Genomic DNA, 14,377 nt, shown 5'->3' on the forward strand with positions numbered 1-14,377 from the left:
AAATATCATCTGCTGATATACGAATATTTCTAACAAGTTATCAAATAGCTTGGTTATACCTTTTATCCTTAACCCTTATTAAAAACTGAATTTTAAAATGAAGAAAAATGTAATGATTTGCGTAAGCATTTTATGCTCAATGTTTACGTACGCGCAAGTAGGTATTAATGAAACTAATCCTTCTGCGGCTTTAGATATCAAGTCTAAAGGAAATACAAATGCTACTAAAGCTTTGGAAATCAATAACTCAAGCGGTACAGAAATGGTTACCGTTTTAGATAACGGAAATGTAGGAATAAATGTTCCGACCCCTACAGCGAAACTTCATACAAACGGAAGTGTAAAATATGAAAATCTGCCGGTAGTTACAGGTGCAGTTAGCCCTTTAGCAATAAAAGATGACGGTACGGTAGGTACTTATGTTCCGGAGCCCACAAAATATTTATATATGGAACTCAACTCAGCTACAGCTACTTCATCATTTACACTGTCGGATACGAATGTTTATACAAATATTCCTCTTACTGCAACTCAATCAGTAACAAATACTTTGGCAACGACGTTTGGGACAGATGCTACAGCTACTTTAGATACTTCAACACTTTCTTATTCTAACGTAAGATATATTACATTTCCAAGTGCGGGAGTTTATAAGATTAATTTAAATTATTATACTTTATGCTCGGGAGATCCTAATACTTATTCAGGTTATATGCTTGGAGTTGGAACTGCGCTTTTTAAAGCAACATCAGGAAGTACAAATTATGTGAGACAGGCAGTTGTAAGATACAATGGATTGCCAAGAAGAAATGATACAGGTACAATAATTGCTAATCCGTATAATTTTGCGTTGCCTCATACTGTATTTTTAATAGTTGAAACTACAACGGCGAACGAAAAAATAGCTTTTTTTGTGAATTATGGTTTTGGAGATTTATTTACTTCAAGTAGCTGTTCTTTTGCTACGCCTCCAGGATTAAGTAATAAAGTTACAGTTAATATTTCCAAATTATAATTTTGAAATCATGAAAAGGATAATATTAATATTTTCAGCAATATCTTCTATACATGCTTTAGGTCAGGTGGGAATTAATACAACCACACCTTCATCCATGCTAGATGTTGTTTCTACAGGAAATACAGCTGCTACAAAAGCCTTTGATGTCAAAAATTCGAGTAATGTAGAACTGTTGAAGACAATGGATAATCAATATACCGGGATAAACTTAGGAGCAGCAACACCTACTGCAATGCTCGATGTAAAAACGGATATAAAACATGAAAATTTACCTGTTTTATCGCTTCCTTATAGCGTTCTTGCTGTTGCAACTTCAGGAGCTGGAATTTCAAGAGCTACGACTACAAAATATTTTTATTTTAAGAGAAGTACATCATTTGGAAATTTTACCTTATCAAACACAAATACGTATACAAATATTCCATTTGCAGATGGATCTGATGTTAAAGGAAATACTGTAGGTTTCGATTTCGGAACTGATGCATCAGCTACTGTTAATTCACAATCTGTAAGTAATATAAAATACATTATAGTTCCGGAGCCTGGTGTATATCTTTTTGAGATGTATCAGACTGCATTTTGTACAGGTCTTCCTACTACAAGTTCAAATACGGGACAAGTCGCAATAAATACGATATTTGCGACAGCAAATAGCGGAAGTTCAATTTATTCTACAAATACTATTTTTAGAGATTATGCTGTTGCTAGAAGGTTGGCTTCAGGTGCTATTCATGTTAACAGTTATGCCTATGCTAATCCTCAAAAATTGGTTGTAGCTTATCAAAGTACGACAGTTAATGAGAAAGTCGCACTGTTTGTTAATTATGCAGGAGGAGATAGTTATAATACATCTACCTGTAGCATGAACCAGCCCAATAGTAGTGATAATTACGGATATTTAATTGTTACTAAACTCTAAATAATGAATGATCATCAAACAATAATAAAATTTGATTTGATAAGATTCTAAAAACACAAACCAAAATCTTCCGATTCCCAATTTCGGAAGATTTTTTTATGTTGAAATTTAAAAGATTTTCTTAAAACTTTTCTTTTTAATGAATGTTTTGGCAAAAGAATTGAATATGTTAAGATATAATCAATCAAATAATAATTATGGAAACGAATGCTTTTAACCAAAAACTGAACCGTTATGATTTAAACGATCAAATCGTATATACCGGATTTTCAAGTTTTCAAGATGCTGAAGAATGTGCTCAGAAAAAAGGAGGAAGTTTGGTAGAAGTAGGCTTTAAGGACGGAAATGATAATCCTGAAATTTGTCAGGATGCAGATTTAATTGAAAAAAAACTTCACTATTTTGTAGATGCAGGACCAGAATATAAATTCATACATTCATCAGATCCGGGATTCAGAAAATACGCGGACGAATTACAAAAAATAAAGGCTAGCCAAAAACAATCAAGTCCCGAAGAAAGATATTTTGCCAATTTTGAACTTGAAAATACAGAAGACCCAATTGTTGTGATTAAAAATGATCATTTTGAGTCTGTAACATCAAGAGAGCGTTCAAAGTACCTGAAACATGCAAATGTTTACGAAATAGGAGTGTCTTTACCCAAATCTTAAAATATTAATATCATGAGCAAGACAAAATATTCGGAAAAAGCTCAGGACAAAGTAGGAAAAGTAATGCACGAATTCAAGGAAGGAAAGCTGAAATCTTCTTCCGGAGAAAAAGTGACAGACAGAAAACAGGCAGTAGCCATCGGTATTTCTGAAGCTAGAGAAAAAGGTCTTAAAGTACCTAAAAAGAAAAAAGATTAATCAAAAATAAAATCGGCTGGAAGTATTTTCCAAGCCGATTTTTTTATTTAAAAGATTCTTTGAGAGTTTCAACGTAACATCGCTTCAAAATAACAGTTAGTATTAGGAATGTCATGCTGAGCTCCGTCGAAGCATCTATTAATATTTCAGTCAATTAATCTTTATGATTATACATAATTTTATAATATTCATCCGCCATTCTATCACTGTTGAATTGATCTTTCACATCATTCATCGAATTGTACTGAATTTTTCTCCATTTATTCTGATTGTCATAATATGTTGGAAGTATTTCATTTTCAAGAATTTCATATAATTTATTCAAATCATAATTATCCTGCTCATAAATACTCATATTGTGGTAATCTGCCTTTGGAACTACAAAAGAATTTTCTCCGTGTTTTGCAAATTCGGGGATCCATCCATCGTCTGTTGATAAGTTTATAGAACCATTCATTGCAGCCGTCATTCCAGAAGTTCCGGAAGCTTCTCTCGGAACTCTTGGATTGTTTAACCAAAGATCTGAACCTTGTTTTAAAGATTTACTTAATGACAATTCGTAACCGGTAAGAACCGCCATATTTTTATGATTTTTGCTTTCTTCAACCAATAAATTGAATGTTGAGATCGCAGAATAATCCATCGGGTAAGGTTTTCCAGCCCAAATAATCTGAACGGGATATTTTGGATGGTTTAATAATTTATAAAATCTGTCTTTATCGTGTAACAGCAAATCCGCACGTTTGTAACCCGCAAATCTTCTCGCCCATACAATCGTAAAAATATTTGGATTAAATAAATTTCCTGTCTGATCTGCAACTATTTTAAATAATCTTTTCTTTAAATGTTTTTTACGGTAATCAAAAACGGTTTCGTCATTTTCATCTTTTGCATTGTAAAGTGGTTTGTCCGACCAATATTTGAATTCCTGAGCATTCGTGATCGAAGTAATTTCACAAATCCCGGAATATTTGCTCCACATTGCTCTTGAAACGTCGCCATGAAGTTGAGAAACTCCATTTGCGATTCTTGCCATTTTCAAAGCACAAAGAGAATGATTGAAACGGTCGTCATCAGAACCTTCAATGCTTTTTATTTCTTCCATGCTGAAACCTGAAAAATAAGACATATCGTAGCAAAGTCTTAAGTTGTGCTTTTCATTTCCGGCTTCTTCAGGAGTATGGGTTGTGAAAACTAATTTTTCTTTAACTCTGTTTAAATCTCCATTGTATTTTTTCAATAAATGGAAAGCGGCAGGAAGTCCGTGAGCTTCATTTAAATGATAAATATCTCTTTCAGCATTTATTTCGTCTAATAATTTTGCACCGCCTTTTCCTAATAAAATATATTGCGCCAATTTTGTAGATTCGTTTGCATCATACAATCTGTGACTAATTGTTTTTGAAACATGATCATTTTCAGGAACATCCGTAGAAAGGAAAAACATCGGAGCTGTATTGAAAATTTCAGGATCAAGATAATATACTTTTACCCAAACCGGCGCACTGTGTATTTCAATCTGAAATTTGATTCCTGTGTCTTCAAGGAAACTATACATTTTTTTTGTCCATGTCGGCTGCAAAGTCTGATCATGATTTCTCGCCTGATCATAATAACCGAATTTCCATAGAATCCCGATTCCGATAAGATCCTGTTTCAGGTTATAAGCACTTCTCATATGAGATCCAGCCAAGAATCCCAAACCACCCGAATATATTTTTAAGACCTGTTCAATGGCAAATTCCATTGAGAAATAGGCTACTTTTTTAGAATATTGTGGATTTACACTAAAGGGTATTTTAAAATTTTTAAAATCCATACATCAACAGTTTTTATAATGAAGCCTTAAAGGTATCGATTATGAAAATAAACTCTAGATTAATTATTTTATAAATTAACATTAAAAATAAATTTCGAGCAGTTTTTTTCTTTACCTTTAATCTGTAAAATTTTGAAAATCAAAACATTCATGAGGTGAAACCGTAGGTTTTATGTATACCATAACGATAATAAAAATTAACAAATGAAAAAGGCATTTTCTGATGAAGATTTAATTAAAAATCTTAGTTTATATTATCTGAATCGACATTTGAAAAAAAAGCCGATAGAAAAGTATCATCGTAAAATAGACGAGTCTCCGCTTCATGACCGCGAAAAATATAAGAAGAAAGCCGAGATTTTACTCCTCAATTCTTTTATGCACCATTTTCCGGATGTACAGTTTGAAAACCTTACCTGCGAAAGTCCCGACTTTATCGCAAAGTTCAACGACAAAAAAATTGGCATCGAATTGACCGAAGTAATTAACCATCTGGAAATGAAAAAGGTTGAAAGTAATTTGAACAAGATTTTCCGTCAGGCAGAAATATTATTGGAACAAGAAGACACTACGAAATATCGTGGTGTTTATTTTTTAGAATTCTACCCAAATATTAAGCTGGATACTGTTGAAAGCCATGAAGAAATTATCCTGAACATTTATAAAAGCATTAAAAAAGGAAAATCTGTCGGATATGTAAAAAGTATCAGGAAATCTTCTCATCGCAGAAATGTATTCATCACTCACGAATATAATATGAATCTTTTTGATGAATTATGCTCGGAGAAAATTTTAGAATTGATAGAAAAAAAGAACGAAAAATTTCCTTATTACGACACTTCTGTTGATGAATGTTGGCTGGTGATTGTTTCGGATATGAATTCCATTGCTTCGCGATATACTTTTATTCAGGACAGAGAACATTTAAATGAAGTAAAAAGCCCTTTTCACAAGATTTTTCATTTAGAAAATCTTTGCGGAAACATTACAAGTATTAAATAGTTATTGTAAAAGTCGTATTATTTTTCAGTTTTAATTGAATTATTTTGGTTAAATTTATTATTTTTAGTTTGAATTGTTTATATTTGATAGACAACAAATTACATCACGGAATTAATAACCAAATTTCACAGGATATGAAAAAAATTCTACTTCTTTTTTTTCTGATCATTTCACGGACTTTTTTTGCTCAGGCAGACTGCGCTACAGCGCTTACAGTTTGTGGAAATTCTAATATTACATATTCTCCGACGGGAATCGGTGCCGTTAATGAAAATCTTGGAGGTTGTCTGTCTTCAGGTGAACACAACTCAATATGGTATAGATTTACCATTGCGACAGGCGGAACTCTTACATTTGATTTGATTCCAACAGATCCCGGTGCAGATTATGACTGGGCGATTTACGGACCTAATGTTACCTGCGGAACCCTTGGATCACCGATACGTTGTAATGCAGCAACTGTGATCGGAGTCGGAGCTTCTACAGGATTGAATATGACAAGCACAATTATAAGTGCTGCGGGAGGTTCTCTTACGCCATACTGTCAATATATGGATGTCTTACCTGGTCAAACATATTATCTTTATATTGATAACTGGGTAGGAGCGGGAAGTACAACCGTTGCGCCTTTTTCTTTAACTTGGGGAGGAACAGCTACTTTGGCTTCTCCGTTTACAGATCCTGCGATACAGACTCAGCCGTTTCATCCACCTGGAGCTCCTGCGGCAAATCCTGCAGATCCGAGAGAAATTATTGTTTGCGAAAATCCTATGATTTTTGATTTCAGTACCTTATCTGCCGGAATTTTGAATGGAAATACTAATTTTCAGATAAGTTATCATACGTCACAAAATGAAGCGCTTTCTGGAGCAAATCCTATTTTGAGCCCAATAACAGTTAATACGACAACGATTTATTATTACAGCGTTCATTATCAGGATCCGGCCAATCCGAATAATCCGATTAATTCCTGCAGGCAGGTAGGAGCTTTTAAATTTAAATTCGGAAATATTTCAGGAACAAATGTTACACTTTATAGTTGTAATAATAACAATGCAGGAGTTGCAACCTTTGATCTTACTTCAGCAGTTGTTTTTGGTGATCCTACGGCTACAAAACAATATTATAATACACTTTCAGATCTTAATGCGGGAACTAATCCAATTGCAAATCCTGCTGCATTTGTTTCGGCTGAAGGAACAGTATATGTAAAGATTACGTCACAGTATGGCTGTACTGCAATCGCTATAATTACATTGAAATTTTATCCTGTCGTTGTTGTGACTGAAGCAACGTTGAGGTCTTGTTTTATAGAATCAGATCCTTCGACAGCTTTATTTAATCTTACAACTGCACCCATAACAACACAAACAAGTACAAAAAAATATTATCCTTCTTTGATTGATGCACAAAACGGAACTAATGAAATTCTGAATTTCTTAAATTATATTGCTCCGAATGGTGTTATTTATATTAAAGTTTTTAATTCTAATAATTGTTATGCGATTGCCAAAGTAACTTTAGTTGTAATTCCTCCGGTTTATTCCAGTATTCTTCAAGATAAAATAATCTGTATGGAAGATAAAACAACATTGGATGCAGGTTCTGGATTTACAAGTTATGAATGGAGTACAGGAGCAACAACTCAAACAATTAATAATGTAGGGGTCGGAACATATTGGGTAAAATTGAAAACTGGTGATTGTACAGCAAAACAAACCGTGAAAGTTTATGCTTCAGAGCAACCTGTAATTTCTACAGTTGATATTACAAATAATACAGTTACGGTAAATGTTACAGGAGGAACTCCGCCATACAAATATTCATTGGACAATGTAAATTGGCAGGATTCTAATGTATTTACAAATGTTCCGCGAGGTGACAGTCATGTTTTTGTGAAAGATGGCTATGATTGCGATCCTATTGGTATCACGATTGTTGTTCCTAATTTGGTAAATGTGATTACACCAAACGGAGACGGAGTTAACGATATTATCGATTATTCTGCGTTGGGAAGCAAACAAAATTTAATATTTAATATTTTTGACAGATACGGAACAAAGATTTTCCAGGCTGATAAATTTAATAATTACAAATGGGACGGAACAATCGGAGGTAAAAAAGTACCGACAGGAACTTACTGGTATTCTGTAACGTGGAATGAAAATGATAAGAAGAATACATTATATAAATATACAGGTTGGGTAATGGTAAAAAACAGAGAATAAAAATTTTACAAATTAAAAAACCATCTTTCAAAAGGTGGTTTTTTAATTGAATGCTTGTGTATCTTTAAAATAATCAGAAAGATAAGTTATAGTTCCTTCAGCAGAAAATTGAACGAGAGTACAAATTTCGTTTTCATAAAAGCCTTGTCCAAACATATTTCCCGAAGATGTAGTTAAGTAGAAATATTTATCATTTCCTATCGGAAATATTTCCGAAACCTGCCAGTCAATTTTTTCATAACGTCTGAAAATTGCTCTAAATAAAGCTAAAATTCTGGTTTTTCCCGAAATTTCTTTAACAGGAGGAATCCAAATCGTACTATCATCAGTAAACCATTTTTCCAGCTTTCCAATGTTTAAGGAATTCAAATCCTGCATAAAATGGCTAATCTTACAATTCATAGGCTGCAATTTACATTTATATACGTGATAAACGCTAATTTGGTTTTATTAATTATTTGGAAATATTCTCAATAGATTGAATCAATTTAGAATTCATATTAAAATTATTATCTTTGCACCCACAAAATTCAGGATCAATAAATGTCTAACTCTCACAGAACTGCCGCATTTCATACACTTGGCTGCAAATTAAATTTTGCAGAAACATCTACTATTGCCCGTCAATTGACAGATGCAGGTTATGATAAGGTGAGTTTTGATGAAAGTGCGAATATTTATGTAATCAACACCTGTTCAGTAACTGAAAACGCAGACCGTGAGTGTAAACTTCACGTGAAAAGAGCCATGAAAGCCAATCCTGAAGGTTTGGTGGTCATTGTTGGATGTTATGCACAGCTGAAACCTGAAGAAATTTCACAGATTGAAGGTGTAGATTTGGTTCTTGGAGCTAAAGAAAAATTCAACATTTTAAGTTATCTTGATGATTTGGAGAAATCCGAAAGTGAAGGTATCGTTCATTCATGTGAGATTGAAGAAACCGATTTCTTTATCGGGAGTTATTCAATTGGTGACAGAACCAGAGCTTTTTTGAAAGTTCAGGATGGTTGCGATTATAAATGTACTTACTGTACAATTCCTTTGGCAAGAGGAATTTCCCGTTCAGATACTATCGAAAATGTGGTTAAAAATGCCAAAGAAATTGCTGCAAGAGACATCAAAGAAATTGTTTTAACTGGTGTAAACATCGGTGATTACGGAAAAGGCGAATTTGGGAACAAAAGACATGAACATACTTTTTTAGATTTAATTTCAGAATTAAATAAAGTTGAAGGTATCGAAAGAATCCGTATTTCTTCCATCGAACCGAATCTTTTGAAAGATGAAAGCATTGAATTGGTTTCTAAAAGTAAAAGTTTTGTTCCTCATTTCCACATTCCTTTGCAATCGGGAAGCGATGATTTATTGAAAAAAATGAAACGTCGTTACTTAACGAAATTATACAACGACAGAGTTAATAAAATCCGTGAAGTAATGCCTGATGCGGCAATCGGTGTGGATGTAATTATCGGTTTTCCGGGAGAAACAGAAGAAAGATTCATGGAAACGTATAATTTCCTGAACGATCTTCCAATCACATATTTACACGTTTTTACCTATTCTGAAAGAGAAAATACAGAAGCTGTAGGAATGGAAGGTGTTGTTCCGATTCCTGAAAGAAAAAAACGTAATAAAATGCTTAGAATTTTATCTGAAAAGAAAAAGATGGCATTTTACCAGACTCAACTAGGGAAAACGCTTCCTGTTCTTTGGGAACATGAAAATAAAGACGGCAAAATGTATGGCTTCACAGAAAACTATGTGAGAGTTCAAAAAGATTTTGATCAATCTTCTGTAAATCAAATTGAATTTTTAAAGCTCGAAAAAATTGAAGCTGATGGAACAGTTTCAGTTATGAATTCTTTTGAAAGTTTTTTAGAAAAAATTTAGTCTTCTGATTTTTAGCAATGAATTCTCATGCTATTTTTCATCATCGTTATTTTATGATGATTCATTTATTTTATTATAAATTGACAATAAATCTAACCTTGAAAATTAATTTTTTTTAAGGCATTAATAATGATTTTTAATGTGTCTTAAAGCATTCATATCGGTTAAAATTTTTTAACTTTGATTAAATTCAAAAACGATATGAGAGATAAATTTTTGGTTTGGGGAGCGGTTATTTTAGTTGTTTCCTGGGCTGTTGCTTTTTTTATAAAAGCTGATTGGTGGATTCCTATTTTATTTACGGTTATTTATGCTGTTGGCGTTTATAATGTTACCCAATCAAAGCACGCGATTTTAAGGAACTTTCCTGTTGTAGGGTATTTCAGATACTTTTTTGAGAGTATTTCGCCCGAAATGCAGCAATATTTTATTGAAAGAGAAACGGATGGAAAACCTTTTCCAAGAAATCAGCGTTCTGCAGTGTACAGACGTGCAAAAAATCTTAGTGATACAGTTCCTTTTGGGACACAGTTAGAAGTTAATCATAGAAAATATGAGGGAATTAAGCATTCAATTTATGCTAAATCTCCTAAAGAAGAACTTCCGAGAGTTTGGGTGGGAGGTGAGCAATGTTCACAGCCTTATCATGCTTCTTTGTTTAATATTTCAGCAATGAGTTTTGGAGCTTTAAGTGACAGAGCCCAAATTTCGTTGAATAGAGGTGCTAAAAAAGGAAATTTTTATCATAATACAGGTGAAGGAGGGATTTCTCCCCATCATTTGGAAGGGGGTGATCTTTGCTGGCAAATCGGAACAGGATATTTTGGATGTAGAGATGATGAAGGGAAATTTAATCCTGAATTATTTAAAAAATATTCAACACTTCCAAATGTAAAAATGGTCGAAATTAAATTATCTCAAGGTGCAAAACCAGGACATGGAGGTGTTTTACCGGGAGTGAAGAATACCCCTGAAATTGCAAAAATCCGTCACGTCACACCGGGAATGACCATTATTTCTCCGCCTTCACATTCTTCTTTTTCTGATGCAGCGGGATTGTTGAGGTTTGTTCAGCAATTACGAGAGCTTTCAGGAGGAAAACCAGTTGGATTTAAATTATGTATCGGCGATACAAAAGAATTTGAAGACATATGTGTTCAGATGAATGTCCTAAAAATTTATCCTGATTTTATAACCATTGACGGAGCAGAAGGAGGAACTGGAGCCGCACCACCGGAATTTTCAGACGGAGTCGGAATGCCTTTAGAACCAGCTTTGATTTTCGTTAATAGAACGTTGAATAATTATAATCTGAGAGGAAAATTGAGAGTTATCGCAAGTGGAAAAGTTCTTACAAGTTTAGATATTTTGCGAGCAGTTGCAATGGGAGCGGATATGTGTAATAATGCGAGAGGTTTTATGTTTTCTCTTGGCTGTATTCAGGCACTAAGATGTAATAATAATATGTGTCCGACCGGAGTTGCGACTCAGGATAAAATGCTAATTAAAGGACTTGATGTAACAGATAAGGCAGAAAGAGTCTATCATTTTCATAAAAATACACTTCACACTTGTAATGAATTAATTGCAGCGGCAGGAAAAAGTTCTTACGAAGAAGTTGGTGCTACAATGTTTATGAGGGGAGATGAGTTTGATCATTTGGCTGATCTTTATTTCCCTGATATTTTGGGGAATGTGAAACAGAAAGCTAAATACTGATTTTTATAAATAAAAAAGCGCTTCTAAAATGAAGCGCTTTTGTTTTTTTATTGATCAGCTAAAGGTCTTGTTTGCGCATTATAAATTTCGAAATTAAATACGAAACATCTGTTTTGAAGCGTATAACCGTTATAATTATAGTGAAGATCTCTGGCAAAAGCAGCTTTTGAAGGAACAAGAATTACACCTTGTAAGTTGTAAGCATCACCATCTGACTTGTTATCATAAGCTTTAAAGTATTTAAGCCCTTCCTGAAATCCTTCAATTTCGTAATAGCTTCTTAATTTTGCTGCATCAGTTGTTGCGGCAGCCAATACAGAATTTTTAACATAGTAAAATAATGGATCTGTAATTGGTGAGCCTGATCCATCTACTGTATTTATAAGACTTCCTGTATAGATAGGATTGAAAGCAATTCCATCGGTATTTGTTGCAAGATAGTAATTTGCCTTGATCATTGTTCTGATTTGACTAGTGGATTCAATCGTTTTACCAGGTGAAGGTTGTACTCCATCTCTTATAATATAAATAACTCCAGATGGAAGTTTTACAGGATTAAGCTCAGATAATTTTTTATAGTTATCATCTGTTGCATCTGTTGAACTAAATGCTCTTATATTTCCTTGTATGTCCAAATAGTTATCGTCCATGAACTTCTGAATCGCTTGTTCATCATAAGAATTTCTTGTAGCGATGTCATCGGGCTCTGTAAAAGTTGCCACATCATCATCATCCTTTTTACATGCCGTGAAACAAAGAGATCCAGCAAGGATATATAAAAATATTTTTTTCATTTTTCAAAAAACTTTAATTACTTTACAAATAATATAACGACAAAAGTATAAAAAATTATGAGAATAGATAAATTTTTATGGAGTATTCGGTTTTATAAGACGAGAAGCATTGCTACTGAGGAGATTAAGAAAAACAGAGTATCTATAGGAGAGTCTACCGTAAAGTCATCTAAAGAGGTAAAAGAAGGGGATATTATTAAAATCAGAAAAAATCAGATTGATTATAAAATTAAAGTCATCCAGATTCCTAAAAGTAGGATTGGAGCCAAGTTAGTTCCTCTTCATATAAAGGATGTGACAGATGTTGAGCAATATGAGTTGTTGAAAATGCGCAAAATGTCACAAGATTATTATAGAAACAAAGGTGAGGGTAGGCCTACCAAAAAAGACAGACGTGAAATGGACGACTATGTTGGAAACGACATTGACTCAGATTTTACCGATTGGGACGATTTCTTTGGCGAAACAGGTGAAGATTCAGAAGAAAAGGAAGATTAATAAAAAGCTCTAGAGATAGAGCTTTTCTATTATCTCGTTGACAATATCTTCAGGTTCTCTGTTGTCTGTATTGATGTTAAACTGAGCCTTTCCATAATATTCGTTTCTTTCAAATAAATGTTTAGCAATAAATTCAGGAAGATCTTCTTCAGAAATCTTTGCTATCAATGGCCTTTTATCTTTTTGTTTTGAAATTCTCTCTGCTAAAGTTCCAATCGAAGCCCTCAGAAAGATACTTTTTGAGTTGAGATTTACAATTTCCATGTTATTATAATAAACAGGCGTTCCTCCACCAAGGCTCAAAACTACGTTTTCTTCAGACGCAAGGATTTCTTCCAAAGTCTCTCTTTCAAGCTTTCTAAAGTAAATTTCTCCCTTTTTCTCGAAGATTTCGGGAATGGTTAATTTATTTCTTCTGGAAATCTCTTTATCCAGGTCAATTAATTTAAAATTTATTTTTTCGCTTAATATTTTGGAAATGTGAGATTTGCCACTTCCCATGTATCCAACCAGTGAAATTATCATGAATTTTTTTTAAACAAATGTGCGAAAAAGTTTTGAGATAACGAAAAAACTCATATCTTTGCACCACTAAAAATGAGAGACATTATCACAGTGTTAATCATGGATAAAGTGACCGACTCGGTAGCTCAGCTGGTAGAGCAATACACTTTTAATGTATGGGTCCTGGGTTCGAATCCCAGCCGGGTCACAAGCAAGAAAATTACTAGATTTTTGTAATTTATTGCCTGCGTGGTGAAATTGGTAGACACGCCATCTTGAGGGGGTGGTTTCCTAAGGATGTGCTGGTTCGAATCCAGTCGCAGGCACACTGCAGAAAAATTGAAATAATTGATGTGATTTATTAGAATTTAATTTATATTTATCATTACAATTGTGACCGACTCGGTAGCTCAGCTGGTAGAGCAATACACTTTTAATGTATGGGTCCTGGGTTCGAATCCCAGCCGGGTCACTAATTTACTGAAAAGTAAATTTTTTTCATATTAATATTTTGTGATTTGGTGTTTCAAAGGCTTCTCAAGAAGCCTTTGAATTTTAAAAATAAATTTTGCAGGAACAATTTTTTTTGTATCTTTGCACCGCTTAAAACGAAAATCATTATTATAAATGTATTCGTAAAATAAGTGACCGACTCGGTAGCTCAGCTGGTAGAGCAATACACTTTTAATGTATGGGTCCTGGGTTCGAATCCCAGCCGGGTCACTAATTTACTGAAAAGTAAATTTTTTTCATATTAATATTTTGTGATTTGGTGTTTCAAAGGCTTCGTAAGAAGCCTTTGATTTTTTATATACTCAAAGCTAAATCAATATTCATTACATTTTTATAGATTCTTTTTAATTTTCAATATGAGGTAAAATAATATCTTGGATTGGTTAACGAGAGATCCTTCGACTGCTTCGCGCTCAGGATGACAGACGCTAATACTAAACGTTATAATATCATATACTTGATTTCACGGTGTCATCCTGAGCGCGAAGCAGTCGAAGGATCTTTATTGAATTAAAAAATTAATTGAAATTTAAAACAAAAAAATGCGTCACTTAAAAAAGCAACACATATATATTATTCAAAAAATAGTTAAAATTAAGTTTTA

Annotated in this window: 13 protein-coding genes and 4 tRNA genes; 13 read left to right on the plus strand and 4 right to left on the minus strand. The window is 33.5% G+C overall.

Annotation, left to right across the window (positions count from 1 at the left end; translation table 11 throughout):
• Positions 1-97: 97 nt before the first annotated feature.
• The 4 genes from ABD940_RS14440 to ABD940_RS14455 all read left to right on the plus strand — a co-directional run bounded on the left by ABD940_RS14440 (position 98) and on the right by ABD940_RS14455 (position 2,806).
• Positions 98-1,015 (plus strand): hypothetical protein, encoded by a 918-nt coding sequence (locus tag ABD940_RS14440; RefSeq protein WP_345205287.1) that lies wholly within the window; start codon positions 98-100, stop codon positions 1,013-1,015.
• A gap of 10 nt (positions 1,016-1,025) precedes the next feature.
• Positions 1,026-1,937 carry a hypothetical protein gene (locus tag ABD940_RS14445; RefSeq protein ID WP_345205290.1) on the plus strand — a complete coding sequence of 304 codons (912 nt, stop codon included), beginning with the start codon at positions 1,026-1,028 and terminating at the stop codon, positions 1,935-1,937.
• Positions 1,938-2,134: 197 nt separating this feature from the next.
• Complete coding sequence (locus ABD940_RS14450) at positions 2,135-2,608, plus strand: hypothetical protein (protein ID WP_345205293.1); 474 nt, start codon at positions 2,135-2,137, stop codon at positions 2,606-2,608.
• Between the two features lie 12 nt (positions 2,609-2,620).
• The gene (locus ABD940_RS14455; RefSeq protein ID WP_345205295.1) at positions 2,621-2,806 is read left to right on the plus strand and encodes a DUF6496 domain-containing protein; all 186 of its coding nucleotides are present in this window, start codon (positions 2,621-2,623) and stop codon (positions 2,804-2,806) included.
• Between the two features lie 154 nt (positions 2,807-2,960).
• Here the strand turns inward: ABD940_RS14455 and glgP are convergent, their stop codons facing one another.
• Positions 2,961-4,625, minus strand: a complete 1,665-nt coding sequence (glgP, locus tag ABD940_RS14460) for an alpha-glucan family phosphorylase (protein WP_345205298.1) — start codon at positions 4,623-4,625, stop codon at positions 2,961-2,963.
• Positions 4,626-4,829: 204 nt separating this feature from the next.
• On the opposite strand from glgP, the gene ABD940_RS14465 reads away from it, so the two are divergent.
• Positions 4,830-5,627 (plus strand): hypothetical protein, encoded by a 798-nt coding sequence (locus tag ABD940_RS14465; RefSeq protein WP_345205300.1) that lies wholly within the window; start codon positions 4,830-4,832, stop codon positions 5,625-5,627.
• Positions 5,628-5,761: 134 nt separating this feature from the next.
• Entirely contained in the window at positions 5,762-7,855 is a 2,094-nt protein-coding gene (locus ABD940_RS14470) for a T9SS type B sorting domain-containing protein (protein WP_345205302.1), read from the plus strand.
• 42 nt (positions 7,856-7,897) lie between these two features.
• Here ABD940_RS14470 and ABD940_RS14475 read toward each other — a convergent pair whose 3' ends face one another.
• Complete coding sequence (locus ABD940_RS14475; RefSeq protein WP_345205304.1) at positions 7,898-8,257, minus strand: nuclear transport factor 2 family protein; 360 nt, start codon at positions 8,255-8,257, stop codon at positions 7,898-7,900.
• Between the two features lie 141 nt (positions 8,258-8,398).
• On the opposite strand from ABD940_RS14475, the gene mtaB reads away from it, so the two are divergent.
• Together mtaB and ABD940_RS14485 are read left to right on the plus strand one after the other, a co-directional pair.
• Positions 8,399-9,745 carry a tRNA (N(6)-L-threonylcarbamoyladenosine(37)-C(2))-methylthiotransferase MtaB gene (gene mtaB, locus ABD940_RS14480; protein WP_345205306.1) on the plus strand — a complete coding sequence of 449 codons (1,347 nt, stop codon included), beginning with the start codon at positions 8,399-8,401 and terminating at the stop codon, positions 9,743-9,745.
• Positions 9,746-9,946: 201 nt separating this feature from the next.
• A complete protein-coding gene (locus tag ABD940_RS14485; RefSeq protein WP_345205308.1) occupies positions 9,947-11,464 on the plus strand; it encodes a glutamate synthase-related protein in 1,518 nt (505 codons plus the stop codon).
• 47 nt (positions 11,465-11,511) lie between these two features.
• On the opposite strand, the gene ABD940_RS14490 is transcribed toward ABD940_RS14485, so the two are convergent.
• Positions 11,512-12,258, minus strand: coding sequence for a hypothetical protein (locus tag ABD940_RS14490; protein WP_345205311.1), 747 nt, complete (start codon positions 12,256-12,258; stop codon positions 11,512-11,514).
• 57 nt (positions 12,259-12,315) lie between these two features.
• On the opposite strand from ABD940_RS14490, the gene ABD940_RS14495 reads away from it, so the two are divergent.
• Positions 12,316-12,756 carry an RNA-binding S4 domain-containing protein gene (locus ABD940_RS14495; protein ID WP_345205313.1) on the plus strand — a complete coding sequence of 147 codons (441 nt, stop codon included), beginning with the start codon at positions 12,316-12,318 and terminating at the stop codon, positions 12,754-12,756.
• A gap of 9 nt (positions 12,757-12,765) precedes the next feature.
• On the opposite strand, the gene ABD940_RS14500 is transcribed toward ABD940_RS14495, so the two are convergent.
• Entirely contained in the window at positions 12,766-13,281 is a 516-nt protein-coding gene (locus ABD940_RS14500) for a shikimate kinase (protein WP_345205316.1), read from the minus strand.
• A gap of 114 nt (positions 13,282-13,395) precedes the next feature.
• On the opposite strand from ABD940_RS14500, the gene ABD940_RS14505 reads away from it, so the two are divergent.
• From ABD940_RS14505 to ABD940_RS14520, 4 genes are all read left to right on the plus strand, one after another.
• Positions 13,396-13,468: transfer RNA gene (locus tag ABD940_RS14505), tRNA-Lys, on the plus strand.
• 35 nt (positions 13,469-13,503) lie between these two features.
• Positions 13,504-13,586, plus strand: a tRNA-Leu gene (locus ABD940_RS14510).
• A gap of 73 nt (positions 13,587-13,659) precedes the next feature.
• Positions 13,660-13,732, plus strand: a tRNA-Lys gene (locus ABD940_RS14515).
• A 178-nt stretch (positions 13,733-13,910) separates the two neighbouring features.
• A tRNA-Lys gene (locus ABD940_RS14520) sits at positions 13,911-13,983 on the plus strand.
• Positions 13,984-14,377 lie beyond the last annotated feature (394 nt).

The sequence above is a fragment of the Chryseobacterium ginsengisoli genome (assembly GCF_039542325.1).
GTDB lineage: Bacteria > Bacteroidota > Bacteroidia > Flavobacteriales > Weeksellaceae > Chryseobacterium > Chryseobacterium ginsengisoli.